Genomic DNA, 18,722 nt, shown 5'->3' on the forward strand with positions numbered 1-18,722 from the left:
ATGGCCGATGATTTACAGCTTAAAGGTAAAATAGATCTTAAGCCCGTTTTAATTTTAACTGTTAATGAACTGAAAGCCGCGCAATGGGCAAAAAACCATATCGTAATAACAACATCCGGCTCGGCAGCATTGTTCCCAATGGGTAACAAAGAATGGGACGTTAAAAAATATCAACAAGTTGTTGATCTGCTTTGCCAAACCCACAAATTCATCCAGTTAGGCTCTCAAACAGATGCGCCGCTAAAAAACGTTATCGATCTGCGCGGGAAAACTACGATCCGGCAAACAGCCGCTATATTAAGTAATGCCGCCCTTTTGGTATCACATGTAGGGTTTATGATGCATTTGGCACGCTCAGTCGACTGCCGGTCGGTAATCATATATGGTGGGCGCGAAAGGCCAGACCAATCGGGGTATATCAGTTTTAAAAATGTATATTCTGCAGTTGAATGCTCACCATGCTGGTTACATAATACCTGCCATTACGATAAAAAGTGCATGCAAATGATTTTACCTTGCACTGTTGAGGCGGCTGTAATAGAACAGTTGGCTTTAATTAACGAACCTTTGCCTGCCGATATCTTATATAATGGCTAAGTTAAGCGTAATCATCCCTACTTACAACCCGGATACAGCAAGATTCCGGCAAACGCTTTCGGCCTTAAGAAGCCAATCACTGCCTGCCAACCAATGGGAGTTAATCATTATCGACAATAATTCATCCAACAATTTCCGGCAGCAGCTTAATTTAAGCTGGCATCCTGACGCCCAAATTGTAGATGAAACAAAGCAAGGGTTAACCTATGCCCGGCTTAAGGGTTTCAATGAATCAACAGGTGATATTATAGTAATGGTTGATGATGATAATATGATTGAAGGCGGCTATCTTGAAAAAGCCCTTAGTATATTTGGCCAAAATCCCAAAATGGGCGCTATAGGTGGTAAATCAATCCCATTGTTTGAAACTAACCCTCCCGAATGGCTGTGGGAGTTTTACGGGAGCCTGGCCCTGCGCGACCTTGGCGATATCCCCGTCACAGCGGCATGGAATAATCAATATCCAATAGCTGCGCCCATAGGTGCAGGGATGGCTATAAAACGCGAAGCGCTATCATCCTATTTGGAAAAAATAACACAGGGCAAAAACAACATAAGCGACAGGGTGGGTAACTCCTTAAGCTCCGGCGGCGATAACGATATTGTGCTTGAGATCCTTAAAGGCGGCTGGCAGGTTGGTTATTTCCCTCAGCTTATACTACAACATATTATTCCTGCTCAACGCATGCACGCAGGTTACCTTGCACGTTTGCTTAACAATACCAATAAATCATGGGTGCAGCTACTGCAAAGCCACGGTATAAACCCATGGCAACAAATCACAAAATCGGGGGCTGCATTACGGAAAGCTAAAGCCTGGTTTACCTACAAAGCATGGAAAAACGCTGCGGCATATATAAAATGGCAGGGCGCATGCGGTATGTATGATGGGCTTATAAAGAACAACCATGCTAAATAAAATAAGCAATTCACTGGCTTATCGCTTACCAGTACTTTACAGGAGCTTACTTAAATATAAGCCCCTTGTTGTAGGGGAGCCCAAAGCATCATCGGCTTATACTGTACTTATGATGACAGGCAAAAGCATCATAGATATGACGCGCCTGGCCGTATATTCTATTGCAAAATATTGGGAAGAGATTCCTAAACTGATCATCGCATCCGACGGATCGTTATCTCCGGAAGAAATCAAAAGTAAATTTAAGTTTTGGCCGGGTGAGCTTATTGTTAACCACTGGCAACAAAGCGCGGTATATCATCAGGGCAAAAACAGGATCAATCTTTTAAACTATGCCGAGAGCCATGTGCTTGGCAAAAAATTGGCTGTGATACTTCACCAGGCCGAGATCCAACCTGTAATATGGATAGACAGTGACATACTTTTTTACGAGGATTTTAAAAAACATATTCCCCAACATAACGGGTTTGTTTGCGGCGGAAGCCAGGAGGGACACTCAACTTATGATGATCGCGTTTTGAATTTCTACGGTAATAACCTCTATGATACTTATACCTTCAGTTCGGGCTTATTAATTATTTATGGGCCCAGAATTTGCGAAGACTTTCGGCTGGAGGAATTATTGTTTCACGTAAGTAACTATGTGCATTATTTTACCGAACAAACTATTTTTGCTCATATAGCAAGTTCATCAATTGGAATACCCTGGACAACAAAGATTATAAAAAACGATCACCAGGATAGCCAACAGATTAAGCCTATGAAAAAAAAAGGCATCGTGGGCAGGCATTATACTGCAAACGTCCGACATTTATTCTGGCGCGACTCGTTGTTTAATTTATAGCTTTCCTTGTTACAACAAGTCATTAATTTTTTATACCGCAATCCGCGTTCACAATTACAAAAATTCAGGCGTTTTGGTGGCTATTTCAATTACCGAAACATAATGAACGGGCGTAGGGAGATGGAACAGCGTTCGCTTGAGTTGCCCCCGGTAGTTTCACATACTAATGGGTTGCCGATTTACTTTTTAACAGGTAAAAACTACCTGTACCAAACGCTTTACTGCATCCAATCGTTAATTAAGTCATCTGCTGCGCAATTTAAATTCATATTGGTTGATGACGGCAGCTTTAATGCTGCACTGATGGAGAGGGTAGCAAAACAGCTGCCCGGCGCACAGGTAATTACAGTGGAGCAAATCAGTGAAAACCTGCAAAACACGTTGCCCGAAGCACGTTATCCGTACCTGCATAAAAAAAGAGCAGTATATCCTCACATTAAAAAACTAACCGATGTGCACACCATCCCAGGCGATGACTGGAAACTGGTACTGGATTCGGACATGCTTTTTTGGCACGCCCCCAGAGAGATAATTACCTGGCTTTACGCCCCGCAACAACCTTTGCACATGATTGATTGTACAGAAGCTTATGGATATTCTCAGCAATTAATGGAACAACTGGCCGGAGCACCTGTAAAACCGCTGCTTAATGTGGGGCTATCGGTTTAAAAAGTGAAGCTATTGATTGGGACAAGCTGGAAAACTGGGTTAAAACACTGGAGGAGCAGGAAGGAACTTCTTATTATTTAGAGCAGGCGTTATCGGCCATGATGATAGCCGACACTGATGCTGCTGTTTTAAAAGCCGGAGATTATATTGTTAACCCCGGCCCGGATCAGATAAAAAACAAAACAGGCATTCTTCATCACTATGTCGACCTTTCAAAAGAAAGTTATTTTAAACAAGCCTGGAAACATTTTTTATAGCCCGTGTCATTAGGTAAAATAGCATACAAGTATTTTTTTAAACCAACCTTTTCGATAAGGTATCATATAAGTCATTTTGGGCTAAAGGGTTGGCTGAACATGCAGCGGGGCGAGCAGCAAATGGAAAAAGCTGCCTTAAAGTTATCGCCGCTTAATTTGTCAAAACACAAAATCCTGAATGTAAGCTTCCTTACCGGAGCAAAATACTGGCACCAAACCATTTTTTGTGCTTATACACTTGCCCACTTTTCGGATGGCGAGATAGGGATCAGGTTATACTCAGACGGAACACTTACCGACGAGCATATCGGTTTTATAAACCAGGTATTGCCAGGTATTGAAACCATATCCGAGCAGCAGGTGTTACAACATCTCAACCTTGTTTTACCACAACATACATTTCCAACGTTACGACATTTGCGTAACTGGCACCCCTTTTTCCGCCGGTTGATTGATATTCATACTTCGCCCTCATGGACAATCCACATGGATAGTGATATGATTTTTTTCGGCAAACCTGTTCAAATCATAGAGGCTTATCAACACAAAACGGCAGTTTACATGAAAGAGCAGCTGGCAGACTCCTATTTTGTAGACAGCGAGGATGTGCTGCGTGATAAATATGGCATTAACTGTATAAAAAAAGTAAACGGTGGCATTGTTGGTTATGATAATGATAAGGTTGACTATACCGATCTTGAAGAAAAAGCCAAACTGTTGCTGTTGCATTATCCCAATGCAGGCCCGGCACAAATTGAACAAACACTCATGAGTTATGTGTTGTATCATCAAACCGCCGTGACACTTGATGAAAAATTATACCGCATCTTTTACGACGACAAGCCCAACCTTGACAGGACCGACGTAGTCCATCATTATATTTTTAAGGCCAAACTGCCTTATCTTACTTCAGAGTGGAAAAAAGTAATCCTTTAGTTTCCGTTTGCATGCCGGCATATAACGCGGGTAAATATATTGCCGAAGCCGTTCGGTCTATAGCTGAGCAAACCTACGCCAATTGGGAGCTCATTATTGTTAACGATGGTTCTACTGATGATACATCCATTGTACTTAGGCAACTTACAGATCCCCGCATCGGTATTTACCACCAGGAAAACAGCGGGCAGTGTGCGGCTGCAAATAAAGCCTTCAGTCTTTCAAAAGGCAGGTTTATCAAGTTTATGGATGCCGATGATGTTATCTCGCCCGGTTATATTGCAGAACAGGTTAAACGGATTGGAGATAACGATGATGTAGTAGCCTCAGCTGCCTGGGGCCGTTTTTATCACGATGATATTAGCTCCTTTAAAGTAAATGAAGACCTCATCAGGGAAGATTGTAAACCCATTGACTGGCTGGTATCGTCCATGGATGGCAAACAAGCCATGATGCAATGCGCCTTATGGCTAATGCCAAGGGCCGTACTTGAAAAATCGGGTTTATGGGACGAGCGGTTAAGCCTTGTAAATGATTTTGAATTTATTACACGCGTGTTGTTGCAAGCAAGTGAGATTCGCTTTGCTCAAAACGCGGTGCTGTATTACCGGAGCGGTATAAGCAATTCGTTGTCTGCGTTAACTTCCAGGCGAGGAATTGAGTCGGCTTTTACCTCTATTTATGAAGGTACAACATACATGCTTCAGCATGAAAATAGCCCAAGAGTAAGAGCTGCCGTTGCCGATTGCCTGCAAAACTTTGTTTATGCATATTATCCCAACTATCCTGATGTTATAAACAAAGCCCAACAACGTATTGATGAGTTAGGCGGTTCACCAGCTAAATATCCGGCAGGCGGTTACACAAAAATGCTAAACCGGATTATCGGCTGGAAATTAACACAAAAATTTAAAGCCTTATTTGGCCGATAGTTTATCCATGCGCATACTCCTTTCATTTTTACAGGATCAAGTAAGCAAGCCCCACCCTGTGCCCTCCTACCGTTTTTGGCAGCATTATGTTAAAAACGGCATTGCTGAGGCAGGGATGAGCTATATTGAAGTACCGGAGGTTGACTGGGCCGAAGGACTGGTTTATGAGGAAGGTTCGGTTGCTTTGCAAAACTGGCAGGAACGGAGCTGGCAGGCAACCCTCAATTATATCAAAGCCAACCGGCAAAATATAGACATTTTTTTAAGCTACCTGTATCCCAAACAAATACTTGCAGAGCCAATAAAACAAATCAGGAAAATGGGCATTCCCTGTGTTAATTTTTATTGCGATAGCGTACGGGAGTTTAAAGCAGTACCGGAAAAGTTCAGGATCTTCGATTTGATTTGGGTGCCTGAGCATGAGGCTTTATCTATGTACAGGGAGGCGAGGGTCAAGCATATCAACTTGCCGATGCCGATGTGGGTTGAACCCCAATTAAGGTGTCGTACCCTGCTTCATGAAATATCGGGGGTATCATTTATCGGTTCAAAAGACATCCTGCGGGAAAACCTGTTAGGCCAGGCCATTCAAAAAGGTTTGCCGGTAAGCGTTCGTGGAGCCGGATGGTTAGCACAGAGTGCAGCTCCGGTATTTGTTCCTGGTTTTGTGTATCAAAAACTTATTAACCAGATTAACTTCGTAAAACAGCAGGGGTTTTCCGGTTTAGCAATTAAAGGGCTTCAGCAACTGACCAAATTTCCTGTAGTTGCGATTGCCTACGATCATATATTCCCGAGCCCGGATTTTGACGAGTATATCAACATCACTCAAAGCAGCATGGTTACTTTGGGGATTAACCGGGTGCCAACTTTTAAACGTACACATAATAAGCCGCTAACCTACTCACGCTTGCGGGATATAGAAGCGCCCATGCTTGGCGCCTGCTACCTCACCGAATATTGCGAAGGCATTGAGCAGCTTTATGATACTGATAACGAAATTAACGTTTACCGCACGGTTGATGAATTGGTACAAAAAGCTACAGAACTGCTCAACAATAAAGAAAAAAGGGATAAACTAAGGATCAACGGGCAGCAAAGGGCCTTGAACGATCATGCGATCCCGTCATCATTAAAAAAAATAAAGAGTGTCATTTTTGGCATCTAAGCTTACCGTTATGCCGGTGTACCCAACAAATTGAAATTGAAAATAGCCATTATAGTAAATCCGCTGATCCCGGTGCCTCCCGAGCAATACGGCGGCATCGAACGCATTGCTTTTATGCTGATCCAGGAACTTAAAAAAAAAGGCCACGATATTACCCTGTATGCCAATGAACATTCGCAGCCGGGCTGTAAACTCGTTAGCTACCATGAATCGGCAAATTATGGCGTTAAAGATCTGGTGAAAATTAACCGGCTTACGTCAAAAATTGCTTTTCAGCATTTTGATATTGTACATACCTTCGGTCGCATGAGCAATATTGCGTTGTTGATGCTAAGCCGAATCCCAAAAATCGTATCCTATCAGTTGCCCCCTACCGTATCGCAGGTAAAAAAGGCAGTAAGTATCGCTCATAAAAACACATTGAAATTTACCGCTTGCAGCAATTACATAGCCAATCAAATCAATGCGTTTGCTGATGTAACTACTATTTATAACGGGGTGGATTTAAACGACTACGATTTTAATGCAGGTGTTCCCAATGATGCCCCCCTCGCTTTTTTAGGCCGGATCCAGCATGAAAAAGGGACAGCTATTGCCATACACACGGCAAAAAAAACAAATCAAAAACTGGTAATAGCAGGCAATGTACCCAATGAGCCAATACACCAGCAATATTTTAATGAACAGGTAAAACCCCATATTGATGGCGATCAGATCAAGTACATAGGCCCGGTCAATAACCGTCAGAAAAATGACTTGCTTCGTAACTCAAAAGCTTTCCTGATGCCGGTAACCTGGGATGAGCCCTTTGGTATTGTAATGGCCGAAGCACTGGCCTGTGGTACACCCGTTATCGGTTTTAATCGCGGCGCAATACCGGAGATAGTCATTAACGGGTCAAATGGCTTTGTATGCGCCACAGAAGCCGACATGATAACGGCGATTAACAGTATTGGCTCAATCAGCAGGGCCAGCTGCCGGAAGGTAGCGGAACAAAAATTTAGTGCCGGTGTACTGGCCAAACAATACGAAGAATTATACCAACTGGCACGGGACAAAGATTGAAGAACGTTACTTTTATAACTACCGGCCAGCCAACTACTAACCCTCGCCTCGTGAAGGAAGCCGAAACTTTGCACAAGCTTGGTTATAATGTTAAAGTGATCTGCTGTTTTTACCAGCAATGGGCCCAAAAAACCGATGAAGCTTTAACAGGCAAATATCCCGGTATGTACATTTATTGCGGAGGCGATCCGGTGATACAAAGAGCAACTTACCTTAAAACCCGCATTCGCCAAAAGTTAAGTACGCTGCTGTTTAAATATACCCGGCATTTCGATATACCTGAGAACGCTATCAGCCGCACACATACCGAAGCATTGTCTATAGCTAAAAAAATAAAAACAGATCTTTATATCGCCCATAACCTCGGCGCCTTGCCCGCAGCCATACAGGCAGCAAAACATTACAACGTAAAAGTTGGTTACGATGCGGAAGATTTGCATTCGGGACAGTTTGCATCAACTCATAATGAAGGTTACAAACTCAATAAATACATTGAAGAAAAATATTTTCCCCATGTTGATTATTTTACTGCCGCCAGCCCGCTCATTGCAGAATTTTATCAACGCGAATACCGCTATTTAAAACCTGTTGTAATAAACAACGTGTTTCCTAAAACAGCGCTGCAAATCAGCCCTAATTATAGGGCTCACGAACCATTAAAACTGTTTTGGTTTTCGCAAACGGTCGGCCCCGAACGAGGATTGGAAGATGTAATTAAAGCGATGGCCGCTACAAATGGGCATGTTCGGTTACACTTGTTAGGCGGTAGCAATGAAACTTACAGATCCGCATTGTTGAACCTTGCCAAAGAACTTAAATTAAATGCAGACCAGTTATGGTTTCATGAGCCCATTGGAGCGGGCGAGATTTTCGATTTCGCGAACCAGTTTGATATTGGCATAGCCACCGAAACAGGCATTCCTTTAAACAGGGATATCTGCCTTACGAATAAAATTTTTACCTACATACAATGTGGACTGGCAATGATAGTGAGCGATACGCAGGCGCAAGCCTTATTTATGGAGCAATATCCGGATACGGGAAAACTATACCAAAAAAGCAATCTGCAATCACTAACGGATTGTATCAGCTTTTACCTCCAAAACCCGGATATTTTATACCAAACCCGTTTACAAAACTACCAGCTTGGCCAAACAGCATTAAACTGGGAAACCGAAAGCCGTACCTTTTTAAGTCTTGTTCAAAAAGTATAACAATTGAATAAAAAGCTGCTCATTATTTCGCCATACTTCCCGCCGGTAAACGCGGCAGATATGCAGCGCGTGAGGATGAGCCTCCCTTATTTTGCAGCCTGCGGCTGGGATGCCGAAGTGGTGACCATTGATGCCCAGTATGCCGACCTGGCAAAAGACGAATTGTTGTTGCAAAGTCTCCCTCCGGGCATTAAAGTTCACAAAGTGAAAGCGCTCAGCAAGGCACTCACTTCAAAAGTTGGGTTGGGCAGTATTGCCATCCGCTCGTTATGGTATTACCGCAAAACGGTTAACTGCCTGCTGAAGGACAACAAATTTGATCTTATTTATTTCTCAACCACACAGTTCCCGGTTTGTACGTTGGGTGCTTACTGGAAAAAGCGATTCGGGGTTCCCTACGTCATTGATATGCAGGACCCCTGGCATTCCGATTATTATATCAACAAACCTAAAAGCGATAGGCCGCCAAAATATTGGTTCGCTTACCGTTTAAATGAATACCTGGAACCCATCGCCATAAAAAATGCGTCCGGGATTATCAGTGTATCTGCCGGTTACATTGATCAGCTCAAATTACGTTACCCGGTAATTCAAAAAGTTCCGACCGCTACCATAACCTTCGGGGCATTTGAGCCCGATCTGCAAATAGCTAAAACTAACCAAAAAAATTTTGCAGGGTTGCTTCATGACGGCTTTATCAATGTGGTATATATCGGCCGCGGAGGGAAGGACCTTCACAAGGCCATTAGCCCGGTGTTCGACGCATTAAGAACCGGATTGAATACAAATAAAGAGCGGTTTGACAAAATCAAACTCTACTTCATCGGTACCAGTTATGCCCCTTCCGGGCAGGGGATCGCTACTATCCTTCCCCTGGCAAAACAATATGATATGGAAGAACATCTTGTTGAAATTACTGACCGTATCAGCTACTATCAAGCTTTGCTCACACTGCAACAGGCCGACGCGCTTTTTATACCTGGGTCAGATGATCCTAAATACACAGCTTCAAAAATATTCCCATACCTGCTCACAAAAAGGCCTGTTTTGGCCGTATTTAATGCAGCAAGCTCTGCTATACCTATTATGCAGCAGTACGGTGTAGAACATGTTTACAACTATGATGACGTTACCTCCGAAAACCTATTTATATTTTTTAAGCAATTAATTAAGGGTAATTTCCAAACTGTTGAATATAATGCTGAAGCCATCGAAAAATATTCGGCACATGAAATGACACTGGCGCAGTGCCGGTTATTTGATAAAATTATTTATGAACGCCATTAAACGAACTGTCGGCTTTATTTTAAGGCATCCTTTGGGAAAAAAACATCCGGCAAAAGCCTTATGGCGGTTTGCCTGGTGGCAGGTACAGTCAAGGCTTTCAAGGTCGAAGTTCATTATAAAACCTTTTGTTGGTGATGTTAAGTTTTATGCAACCAAGGGGCTGAGCGGTATTACCGGTAATATATACACGGGGTTACATGAATTTAATGATATGGCCTTTCTGCTTCATTTTTTAAAGCCGGACGATATCTTTTTTGACATTGGCGCGAATGTAGGTTCATATACACTGTTGGCTTCCGGCATAGCCAAAGCTAATAGTGTTACACTTGAACCTGTTAAAGCAACTTTTGATATTTTAAACAGCAATATCGAGCTTAATTATTTGCAGAGCAAAGTAAAGCTCATTAATGCCGGCGCCGGCGCAACAGTGGGCGAGATCAGATTTTCGGACGATGAAGATACCGGAAACCATGTTATTACTAAAGATGAGAAAGGCAAAAACACTGTTATCGTACCTATAATCACTATTGATTCACTACTGGAAACATACAAACCCGCTCTTATCAAGATAGATGTGGAAGGTTTTGAGACCGAAGTGCTTAAAGGAATGGGATCTACCCTTGATTCGCCTCTGCTAAAGGCCATCATCATTGAGCTTAACGGTAGCGGCGGCCGGTACGGTTTTAGCGATCAGGATATTCACAAGTTGTTACTGTCAAAAGGTTTTAGGGCCATTGCCTATGATCCTTTTAAACGCGTTTTAACCGGGTTAGATACCTTTGGTGCATACAATACTATTTACTGCAGAGACATTGAACTGATAAACCATCGCCTTCAAAATGCAAAAAGTGTTACTATAATGGGCGAGACCATCTGAATGAAAAATTTGGCCATAGTTATCACTCATCCCATACAGTATTATGCACCGGTATTTAAGCTCCTGTATGAACGGCAAAAAATAAACGTCATGGTATTTTATACCTGGGGCGAGGGCGGTGTGCAAAAATTTGACCCGGGCTTTGGCAAAACTATCACGTGGAACCTTCCGCTCCTTGAGGGTTATCGTTATGAGTGGGTAAAAAACATTTCGGCCGATCCCGGCTCGCACCATTCAAAAGGGATTGATAATCCTGATCTTATCAGTCAAATAAATAACTGGCAGCCCGATGTTATTATGGTGTACGGCTGGTTTTACAAAAGCCATCTCAAAATCCTCAAATATTTTAAAGGCAGGGTACCTGTTATTTTCCGGGGCGATTCAACTTTACTTGATGATAAAGGCGGTATCAAATCCGTATTGCGAAGCCTGTTTTTAAAGAGGGTTTACAGAAACGTTGATTGTGCGCTGTATACAGGATCAAATAATAAGGCCTATTTTAAAAAAAACGGATTAAAAGAAACACAATTGTTTTTTGCGCCTCATGCGGTTGATAATACTCGCTTCGCTATCAACAGGACAGATGAAGCCCAAGCGTTGCGCAACCGGTTGGGGATAGCTAATGATGAAAAGCTTTTGCTTTTTGCAGGCAAATTTGAAAGAAAAAAAGACCCGCTATTACTGCTTGATGCTTTTATTGATGTAAACCAGCCGGGCACCCACCTGCTGCTTGCAGGAAATGGTATTTTGGAGATAGAACTGAAAAATAAAGCAAGCTGGCATAAAAACATCCACTTTATTGATTTCCAAAACCAGCATTATATGCCAGTGGTTTATCAGGCATGTGACATTTTTTGCCTCCCTTCAAAAGGGCCCGGTGAAACATGGGGGCTGGCCATAAACGAGGCTATGGCCTGTGGCAAGGCCATATTGATATCAAACAAAGTAGGCGCGGGCACCGATTTGGTAAAGGATTATGAAAACGGACTGATCTTTAACGCGAACGACGGGGTTGATCTAAAAAGCAAGCTAAAAACATTGCTACTCTATGATAAAACCGCTTTATTTACAATGGGGCAACAGTCAAGGGAAATTATTGAAGGTTGGAGCTTTGTCAAACAGGTTGAAGCGATAGAACAATTGGTGTTAAGTCAATAGTATTAAATCTTAACTCACAAGTTTGGTTTCTGACCTTTTTTTACTTATAACTTATTACTTCGAACTAATGGCAAAAAACAATTTATCAATAACATAATTAATAAATGCAGCAAAGCAAATCGATAGAACGATATATTGTGTTGTTTATACCATGGCTGCTGGCACTGGCATGTAAAAGTGATAGCGTGTTATCCTATTTTATTGCATGGGGGGGCTCATTTTTTATATTCCTGATAACACTTACCGGCTGGGTACGTCCAATCCCCAACGACCGCCCCATGGCCGAACAGTTGATGAGGCCCTTATTTATTATCCAGATAATTTTTGCGGGGTACATGTGCAGTACATCCATCTTTTATTTTATGAATACCCTCGGCTATGAAAATTTCAAGCACGTGTTTATTCACACGTTAAAGGATAAAGACACTCTGGGCTTAATTGCCCAATGCCAGCGCTATTACTGCCTTGGGCATGCTTCATTTGTGATGGGCATACTTATTTTCATGAATTATCCGGTAACTAAAAAATACTACGTCGAAACCGAAAGGCTGGCAAATCTGCTCATGACGTTGGCAATTGTCAGTTTTCCGCTTTCGCTGTTATTTCTTAAGATACCGGGCCTTTCCCAATTTTATTACCAGTTTAGCTCATTGAGCTTTATTGCCGGTACATTGGCGCTGGCCTTTGCCATACCACTAAAAAAAGGGGCCAATACGCTCATCTGCCTTTTACTATATGCCTTTAATTTTTATCAGGCGCTTACATCGGGGTTTAAAGAACCTATTATTATCAGCGTACTGGTTTTAGGGATCTTCCTATATCCTACCTATAAAAAATTAGTAACCATCACTTTTGTCCCTATCATTGTTTTATTATTTACGGTTTTACCCACATATAACCATATTTTCCGGGCCAATGCATGGAATGGAGATGCAGATAGCGACGAAGCATCACAACTGGCCCTTGACGCAGCATTAAATAGTGATAACAGCGATGTTGACGAAACTAACTGGGATTTTTTGGTATATCGCTTAAGCGAGATCGATATGTTTACCCGCTTTGTGCAGTCGACACCTAAAAATGTGGATTTTTATGGATTGGATATTGTTAAACAATCGGCTATTGCGTTGGTGCCGCGGATTTTCTGGCCCTCCAAGCCAATTACCGAAGCCATGATCATGCAGCGCGTTTATGATGCCGGGTGGTTAACCGTAACTCTACCGTATCAGCCAAACCCGCCTACATCGTTGATGCGTATCTTTCAGGAGGTGATTGGGGGATCTTTATTTTCCTTTTCGCTTACGGCGCCCTCGCACAGCTAATAGCTGTTAAAGCCGAAAAACTTTTTGGGGGATATATATTAGGCACAGCACTTATATTTTCGGGCCTGTTTCAGATCATGTGGCGCGGCATCAGTTTTGAGTTCCTGTTCAATACCATCTTCTGGAGCTATATCAGCATGCTGCTCATTCATAAGGCATTGTTAAATTCTAAGATTTTAAAAGAGATTTGAATTACGCAACCGATCGATATGATTTTGAAAGAACTGTCTTAATGAAAAAATATAAAAATGTGGATCCGCAAATAACCATCGCATGAGCGCTTATAAAGATTACGATTATCCCGATGCAAGCCCTTGCCATGTATTTAAGGAGCTCGAGAAACCGCTTATGTCGTTATTAAATAATGATAACAACACCAGTATTCTCGACCTTGGCTGCGGCAATGGTCACCTGGTAAATTATTTATTGGCAAGGGGATTTAACGCTTATGGTATAGATGCATCTAAACCAGGCATTGCTATTGCCGATAAAATAAATCCCGGCAGGTTTTTCGTTCATGATCTTTCGGTTGAAGGGGTACCGGAGCCATTAAGAGCTATACAGTTTAATACCATTATATCAACTGAGGTTATTGAGCATTTGTACGACCCCTACGCGTTTATACGCCTTTGCCGGGATGTTTTAAGCGAATCAAAAGGTGAGCTCATCATCTCAACGCCTTATCATGGTTATTTAAAAAACCTGTTTTTGAGTATTTTAAATAAATGGGATAATCATATCAGCCCTTTGTGGCAGGGCGGGCATATCAAATTTTGGTCGGTTAAAACGCTGACACAAATCCTCAATGAACATGGATTTGAGGTAACAGCATTCAGGGGCTGCGGCAGGTTCCCGTATTTTTGGATGAGCATGATCATTAAAGCCAAACTTAAGTGAGCGAGAGCCTGGATATTATTATCTTAACTTTTAACGAGGAAAAGAACATTGACGACTGCCTGCAAAGCGCGGCGGTGCTAAAAGCCAATATCTATATTGTTGATTCAGGTTCAACGGATACCACACTGGCTATTTGCCAAAGGTACACGCAAAACATCTTCAGCCATCCGTTTGAAAATTATGCAACCCAGCGTAACTGGGCTTTGAATAACCTGCCTTTAACAGGTACCTGGATACTTAACCTGGATGCTGATCACCGGGTAACACCAGAGCTTGCCGCCCAGCTTAACGATATTTTCTCCAAGCCCATAGATGCTGAAACAAACGGCTTCCTGATCAGCAGGCGTACCCTATTTATGGGCAAATGGATCAAACATGGCGGCCACTATCCAACATACCACGCCAACCTGTTCAGGCGCGGCTTCGGGCATTGCGAAGAAAAATTCTATGATCAGCATTTTAAAGTTACCGGTAAAACGCAGGTACTTAAAACTGATATCATCGATGTAATTACCGATTCGCTTACCAGTTTCATTGCCCGGCATAATCATTGGGCAACGCTGGAGGCGCAATACCTTGTTGAGCAGCAAAACGCCCCGATTATTGACGATAATGGTAAGCTGGTACATCCACGGTTATTTGGTAACCCGATGGAGCGCCGCCGGTATATGAAAAAACGATATGAGTCGTTTCCTTTATTCGTAAGGCCTGTAATTTACTTTACCATAAGATACTTTATAAAATTGGGGTTTTTAGATGGAAAAACCGGACTGGTATTTCATTTTTTACAAGGTTTTTGGTTCAGGTTTTTGATTGATGCCAAAATCTATGAGTTACGAAAGGAGAGCAAAAAACAATGAAACAACCTGCTTTTTTAAATAACCCGGCGATACGGTTCATGATGTTGTTTGTATTGCTGTTTGCCATATTTTATAGCTTTAACATTTTCTTTTTCGGTATTACTAATCCCGGCGGGAATTATAACGCCTTTTTAGCCGAACACCTGAATTATATTGCGGCTTTGAGACAGGTTTTATTGGATTGCAGTGTCATGATCCTGAAGTGGCTTGGTTACGCTGCCATTGATAACAATTCCGAGTTACTGGTTGCGGGTAAAGGGACACTGGCTATCGTATACAGTTGTCTCGGCTTAGGGCTGGTCAGCTTCTTTTCGGCATTTGTGCTGGCCTATCCGTCTCCGTTGCGGTCAAAATTGGTATTCCTCATTTCGGGCATTTTAGTTATCGAATTTTTAAACGTGATTCGTTTTGTTTTACTGGCCATCTTCTGGTCGAAAAAGGCAAACCGGATAGTTGATCACCATACCATTTTTAATATACTTCTTTACATTATTATAGCGTTTAGCCTGTATATTTGGATCAAACGTAATGATAAGCTTACCGGCGCTGATGTTCAGAACTGACCTTTCAAATTATAATAATTATCCTTATCATCCGGGCGGCAACGTTTTAAAACGCGTTTTGTGGTACTACTGTAATGCCATATTCTTTAAAACAAGCATTATACCCTCAAGTGCGTTCAAAGCATTTTTGCTGAAGCTATTTAGTGCCAAGGTGGGTAAAAATGTAACTATTAAGCCTTGCGTAAACATCAAATATCCATGGAACCTGCATATCGGCGATGAAAGTTGGATAGGTGAAAATGTATGGATAGATAGTTTAGTGCCCATCCATATCGGCGCGCACGTTTGCCTGTCGCAGGGGGCTGTGCTGTTAACGGGCAGCCACAATTACCAAAAAACATCCTTTGATTTGATAACCAAAGGCATAATTTTGGAAGACGGCGTGTGGATCTGCGCCGGGGCTATGGTAAATCCGGGCGTGACGGTAGCATCGCACGCGGTATTGACCAGCGGTTCTATCGCTACAAAAAACATGGACGCGTACGGCATCTATCAGGGCAACCCGGCGGTAAAGATCAGGGAAAGGGAAATCAGTTAAACTTAAACATCATCTGCTTAAAATAATTATATGCTGAAACAGAAACTACAAACCCACCAAATCATTTTATTGGTTATTAGCGGGATTGTTTTCATTATGGGCATTATGCTGATCATAGCCCCAGCCGCCATTTACCCCGACCCCAGCAAGGGCTTTCAGGTAATGCGCTCAATGGAACTGGGTTCGGCATTTAATGTCATGGTTAAACCCGATCAGAACGATATCAGCAAAAACACGTCAGAATTCCTCGCCTGGTGGTCGCCGGGGCAATACCTGGTGCCCTATTTCTTTAAACTTATTTTTGGCGTCAACACAGGTCGCGCTTCTTCAATAGTAACCCTGCTATTTTCGTTATCTGGCATTTTCGGCTTTTACTATTTCTTTAAAAAAGCAGGGTTTACACCAATGATCTCGGCTTTAAGCGTACTATTCATCGTAATTCAGTTATCTTTTTTTACACCTTATGTATTTTACAATGGTGGCGAGGTACTACTTTTTGGTTACACCGGCTGGTTTTTATACGGGTGCATAGCCATTGAAAAAATAACCTGGAAACTGGCCGTATTCCTCTTTATAGGTGGAATATTAGGCTTCATTTGCAAATCGTCATTTTTATGGATGTATGCTGCCACTTGCTGTTTTTTATGGCTTAGGTTTTCTATGGGAACAAAAGACATCATTCGCTGGATAAAAAATGGCATATGGATAGGAGTCCCTGCGGTATTATCCTTATTTATGGTCTATCATTTTTATCTTTCAAAAGGTGCTAACCCCTCGTCGATAACCGGAAGTATGAAGCTGGTTTGGGAAACTTTTGGCTTTCCTTTGGCCTCGCCAATATTAACCGCTTTTTCGGTAGATGACCTTACAAACGGCCTTTTGTTTCATGATGACCCTCCCATGTTTACTTACTTTTGGGGAGTGATAATTGTGCTGATCTGTGCAGTATTAAGCATTTTATTAATTTGGTTTATTGTAGAAAAGGCGCCTCACAAAAATTATGCGCTGCTACTGGTGGTTTTTTATGTGGTATCGGTGTTGTTTTTCGGACAATCATTTTTGAGACAAGCCAATATTTCATATGAAGCAAGGCATTTGAGGCTCATCGGGCTCATTGCTGCACCCGGCATCATTTACCTGGTAAGCAGATTGCAAACTGGTTATAAATACCTGTTTTATTTTATATGTTTTGTAATAGCTTACTCCAGCTACAAATACTTTGTGCCAAGCTACTTTCAAAATAAAAATATCGGCGCAAAGGGATATTCGGGGATAGCACAGTTATTTATCGATCAGCCATCGCTAAACTATATCCGCAACCTGGATAAGCAAAACAACAACGCCATTTTTGTATTTAACAGCCCTGATCTGAGCCTGGAAATTGAACGCAACCGCACTATAACCGTTGAAACCATTGGCGCTGAAGTGGCTATCGATTATGATGACTATGTATATAATGGGCACGCCGGACCACTGTACATAGTTTTGCCCGCCGATTACATCGGTCCAAAATCAACTATCATGCGCAAATGTTTTCCTGGCTATACCGGCTTTAAAATGACGATGCTTAGTAATGACTACATTTTGTGGGAGGCTAAATAACGCTGGCGTTGATCTCTTTCCAAAGCAGGTCTTTTAGCTGATCGATATTTTTCTGGGCCACAGATGATATAAATATAGAGGGGATTCCATCAGGGATCTCCTTTTTCATTTCAGCCTGCAGTTCATCGTCGAGCATGTCGGTTTTGGTTATGGCCAATACACGAGGCTTGTGCATCAGTTCGGGATTATATTCTTCCAGCTCATGCAGCAGGATGCTGTATTCTTCTTTTATACTGCGCGATGTATCGGCAGGCACCATAAACAGCAATACTGAATTGCGTTCAATATGTCTCAAAAACCTAAATCCTAAACCTTTGCCCTGTGATGCTCCTTCAATAATGCCCGGAATATCGGCCATTACAAATGAACGGCCGCCACGGTATGATACGATACCTAAATTAGGCACCAGTGTGGTAAAAGCGTAATCGGCAATTTCGGGCTTGGCAGCCGATACCACCGAAAGCAGAGTGGATTTACCTGCGTTAGGGAAACCTACCAAACCAACATCAGCCAGCACTTTTAGTTCGAGGATATTCCAGTCCTCACGGCCATCTTCGCCGGGTTGGGCAAAGCGGGGGGTTTGTTGGGTTGATGTTTTAAAATGCCAGTTGCCCAAGCCACCGCGGCCACCGGGAGTAAGGATCTTGGTTTCACCATCTTTGGTTATTTCAAAAAGTACTTCACCGGTTTCAGCATTTTTCACGGTAGTACCAAGGGGCACTTCCAATATTTCGTCGCGGCCGGTTTTGCCCGTACGCAATGAGCTGCCGCCCGAATCGCCATCACCGGCAATTACGTGTTTACGGTATTTAAGGTGCAGCATAGTCCACAGTTGGGCGTTACCTTTTACAATAACATGGCCTCCCCTGCCGCCGTCGCCACCATCGGGACCGCCTTTTGAAGTTAATATATCACGATGCAAATGGGCAGAACCAGCACCTCCGTGGCCTGAACGGCAACAGATCTTCACATAATCAACAAAATTTGAACCCTGCGACATAATTTTTGATTTAGACG

General features: G+C 42.5%; 19 protein-coding genes and 1 pseudogene. 19 read left to right on the forward strand and 1 reads right to left on the reverse strand.

Annotated elements, in window-relative coordinates:
• From DIU38_RS20855 to DIU38_RS20940, 19 genes and pseudogenes are all read left to right on the forward strand, one after another.
• Positions 1-597 (forward strand): glycosyltransferase family 9 protein, encoded by a 597-nt coding sequence (locus DIU38_RS20855; RefSeq protein WP_149354139.1) that lies wholly within the window; start codon positions 1-3, stop codon positions 595-597.
• Positions 590-1,516, forward strand: a complete 927-nt coding sequence (locus DIU38_RS20860; protein ID WP_112654033.1) for a glycosyltransferase — start codon at positions 590-592, stop codon at positions 1,514-1,516. Before DIU38_RS20855 ends, DIU38_RS20860 begins: the two co-directional genes overlap by 8 nt.
• A complete protein-coding gene (locus DIU38_RS20865) occupies positions 1,506-2,360 on the forward strand; it encodes a hypothetical protein (protein ID WP_112654032.1) in 855 nt (284 codons plus the stop codon). The genes DIU38_RS20860 and DIU38_RS20865 overlap by 11 nt, the downstream gene beginning before the upstream one ends.
• Before the next feature lie 102 nt (positions 2,361-2,462).
• The gene (locus tag DIU38_RS20870; RefSeq protein ID WP_149354140.1) at positions 2,463-3,029 is read left to right on the forward strand and encodes a hypothetical protein; all 567 of its coding nucleotides are present in this window, start codon (positions 2,463-2,465) and stop codon (positions 3,027-3,029) included.
• 98 nt (positions 3,030-3,127) lie between these two features.
• On the forward strand, positions 3,128-3,286 hold the full coding sequence (locus tag DIU38_RS33155; RefSeq protein WP_167516240.1) for a hypothetical protein: 159 nt from the start codon (positions 3,128-3,130) through the stop codon (positions 3,284-3,286).
• Between the two features lie 120 nt (positions 3,287-3,406).
• On the forward strand, positions 3,407-4,222 hold the full coding sequence (locus DIU38_RS20875; protein ID WP_149354141.1) for a hypothetical protein: 816 nt from the start codon (positions 3,407-3,409) through the stop codon (positions 4,220-4,222).
• An 11-nt stretch (positions 4,223-4,233) separates the two neighbouring features.
• Entirely contained in the window at positions 4,234-5,154 is a 921-nt protein-coding gene (locus DIU38_RS20880) for a glycosyltransferase family 2 protein (RefSeq protein WP_112654029.1), read from the forward strand.
• A gap of 7 nt (positions 5,155-5,161) precedes the next feature.
• On the forward strand, positions 5,162-6,322 hold the full coding sequence (locus DIU38_RS20885) for a glycosyltransferase family protein (RefSeq protein ID WP_112654028.1): 1,161 nt from the start codon (positions 5,162-5,164) through the stop codon (positions 6,320-6,322).
• Between the two features lie 36 nt (positions 6,323-6,358).
• Entirely contained in the window at positions 6,359-7,387 is a 1,029-nt protein-coding gene (locus DIU38_RS20890) for a glycosyltransferase family 4 protein (protein WP_112654027.1), read from the forward strand.
• Positions 7,384-8,601 carry a glycosyltransferase family protein gene (locus tag DIU38_RS20895; RefSeq protein WP_112654026.1) on the forward strand — a complete coding sequence of 406 codons (1,218 nt, stop codon included), beginning with the start codon at positions 7,384-7,386 and terminating at the stop codon, positions 8,599-8,601. The genes DIU38_RS20890 and DIU38_RS20895 overlap by 4 nt, the downstream gene beginning before the upstream one ends.
• 3 nt (positions 8,602-8,604) lie before the next feature.
• Positions 8,605-9,888: a glycosyltransferase gene (locus DIU38_RS20900; protein ID WP_243770691.1), complete on the forward strand. Its 1,284-nt coding sequence runs from the start codon at positions 8,605-8,607 to the stop codon at positions 9,886-9,888.
• Positions 9,875-10,765, forward strand: a complete 891-nt coding sequence (locus DIU38_RS20905; RefSeq protein ID WP_112654025.1) for an FkbM family methyltransferase — start codon at positions 9,875-9,877, stop codon at positions 10,763-10,765. Before DIU38_RS20900 ends, DIU38_RS20905 begins: the two co-directional genes overlap by 14 nt.
• Positions 10,766-11,923, forward strand: a complete 1,158-nt coding sequence (locus tag DIU38_RS20910; protein ID WP_112654024.1) for a glycosyltransferase family 4 protein — start codon at positions 10,766-10,768, stop codon at positions 11,921-11,923.
• A 104-nt stretch (positions 11,924-12,027) separates the two neighbouring features.
• Positions 12,028-13,436 (forward strand): annotated as a pseudogene (locus DIU38_RS20915) (exosortase Y-associated Wzy-like protein).
• A gap of 82 nt (positions 13,437-13,518) precedes the next feature.
• Positions 13,519-14,142, forward strand: coding sequence for a class I SAM-dependent methyltransferase (locus DIU38_RS20920; protein ID WP_112654022.1), 624 nt, complete (start codon positions 13,519-13,521; stop codon positions 14,140-14,142).
• Positions 14,139-15,002, forward strand: a complete 864-nt coding sequence (locus tag DIU38_RS20925) for a glycosyltransferase family 2 protein (RefSeq protein WP_112654021.1) — start codon at positions 14,139-14,141, stop codon at positions 15,000-15,002. The genes DIU38_RS20920 and DIU38_RS20925 overlap by 4 nt, the downstream gene beginning before the upstream one ends.
• On the forward strand, positions 14,999-15,565 hold the full coding sequence (xrtY, locus tag DIU38_RS20930) for an exosortase Y (protein WP_112654020.1): 567 nt from the start codon (positions 14,999-15,001) through the stop codon (positions 15,563-15,565). Before DIU38_RS20925 ends, xrtY begins: the two co-directional genes overlap by 4 nt.
• Positions 15,531-16,103 (forward strand): putative colanic acid biosynthesis acetyltransferase, encoded by a 573-nt coding sequence (locus DIU38_RS20935; RefSeq protein WP_243770690.1) that lies wholly within the window; start codon positions 15,531-15,533, stop codon positions 16,101-16,103. The genes xrtY and DIU38_RS20935 overlap by 35 nt, the downstream gene beginning before the upstream one ends.
• Positions 16,104-16,133: 30 nt before the next feature.
• Positions 16,134-17,705: a hypothetical protein gene (locus DIU38_RS20940; protein ID WP_112654018.1), complete on the forward strand. Its 1,572-nt coding sequence runs from the start codon at positions 16,134-16,136 to the stop codon at positions 17,703-17,705.
• On the opposite strand, the gene obgE is transcribed toward DIU38_RS20940, so the two are convergent.
• Positions 17,698-18,705: a GTPase ObgE gene (obgE, locus tag DIU38_RS20945; RefSeq protein WP_090530054.1), complete on the reverse strand. Its 1,008-nt coding sequence runs from the start codon at positions 18,703-18,705 to the stop codon at positions 17,698-17,700. The genes DIU38_RS20940 and obgE overlap by 8 nt on opposite strands.
• Positions 18,706-18,722 lie beyond the last annotated feature (17 nt).

It is taken from the genome of Mucilaginibacter metallidurans, assembly GCF_003286435.2.
GTDB classification, from domain to species: domain Bacteria; phylum Bacteroidota; class Bacteroidia; order Sphingobacteriales; family Sphingobacteriaceae; genus Mucilaginibacter; species Mucilaginibacter gossypii.

What these genes read in the sequence shown, in the direction of transcription:
- DIU38_RS20935 (WP_243770690.1), top strand. Translation starts at nt 15,531, where the DNA reads ATGATAAGCTTACCGGCGCTGATGTTCAGAACTGACCTTTCAAATTAT.
- DIU38_RS20870 (WP_149354140.1), top strand. Translation starts at nt 2,463, where the DNA reads ATGAACGGGCGTAGGGAGATGGAACAGCGTTCGCTTGAGTTGCCCCCG.
- DIU38_RS20855 (WP_149354139.1), top strand. Translation starts at nt 1, where the DNA reads ATGGCCGATGATTTACAGCTTAAAGGTAAAATAGATCTTAAGCCCGTT.
- DIU38_RS33155 (WP_167516240.1), top strand. Translation starts at nt 3,128, where the DNA reads ATGATGATAGCCGACACTGATGCTGCTGTTTTAAAAGCCGGAGATTAT.
- DIU38_RS20920 (WP_112654022.1), top strand. Translation starts at nt 13,519, where the DNA reads ATGAGCGCTTATAAAGATTACGATTATCCCGATGCAAGCCCTTGCCAT.
- DIU38_RS20865 (WP_112654032.1), top strand. Translation starts at nt 1,506, where the DNA reads ATGCTAAATAAAATAAGCAATTCACTGGCTTATCGCTTACCAGTACTT.
- obgE (WP_090530054.1), bottom strand. Translation starts at nt 18,705, where the DNA reads ATGTCGCAGGGTTCAAATTTTGTTGATTATGTGAAGATCTGTTGCCGT.
- DIU38_RS20905 (WP_112654025.1), top strand. Translation starts at nt 9,875, where the DNA reads ATGAACGCCATTAAACGAACTGTCGGCTTTATTTTAAGGCATCCTTTG.
- xrtY (WP_112654020.1), top strand. Translation starts at nt 14,999, where the DNA reads ATGAAACAACCTGCTTTTTTAAATAACCCGGCGATACGGTTCATGATG.
- DIU38_RS20860 (WP_112654033.1), top strand. Translation starts at nt 590, where the DNA reads ATGGCTAAGTTAAGCGTAATCATCCCTACTTACAACCCGGATACAGCA.
- DIU38_RS20910 (WP_112654024.1), top strand. Translation starts at nt 10,766, where the DNA reads ATGAAAAATTTGGCCATAGTTATCACTCATCCCATACAGTATTATGCA.
- DIU38_RS20940 (WP_112654018.1), top strand. Translation starts at nt 16,134, where the DNA reads ATGCTGAAACAGAAACTACAAACCCACCAAATCATTTTATTGGTTATT.
- DIU38_RS20880 (WP_112654029.1), top strand. Translation starts at nt 4,234, where the DNA reads ATGCCGGCATATAACGCGGGTAAATATATTGCCGAAGCCGTTCGGTCT.
- DIU38_RS20885 (WP_112654028.1), top strand. Translation starts at nt 5,162, where the DNA reads ATGCGCATACTCCTTTCATTTTTACAGGATCAAGTAAGCAAGCCCCAC.
- DIU38_RS20875 (WP_149354141.1), top strand. Translation starts at nt 3,407, where the DNA reads ATGGAAAAAGCTGCCTTAAAGTTATCGCCGCTTAATTTGTCAAAACAC.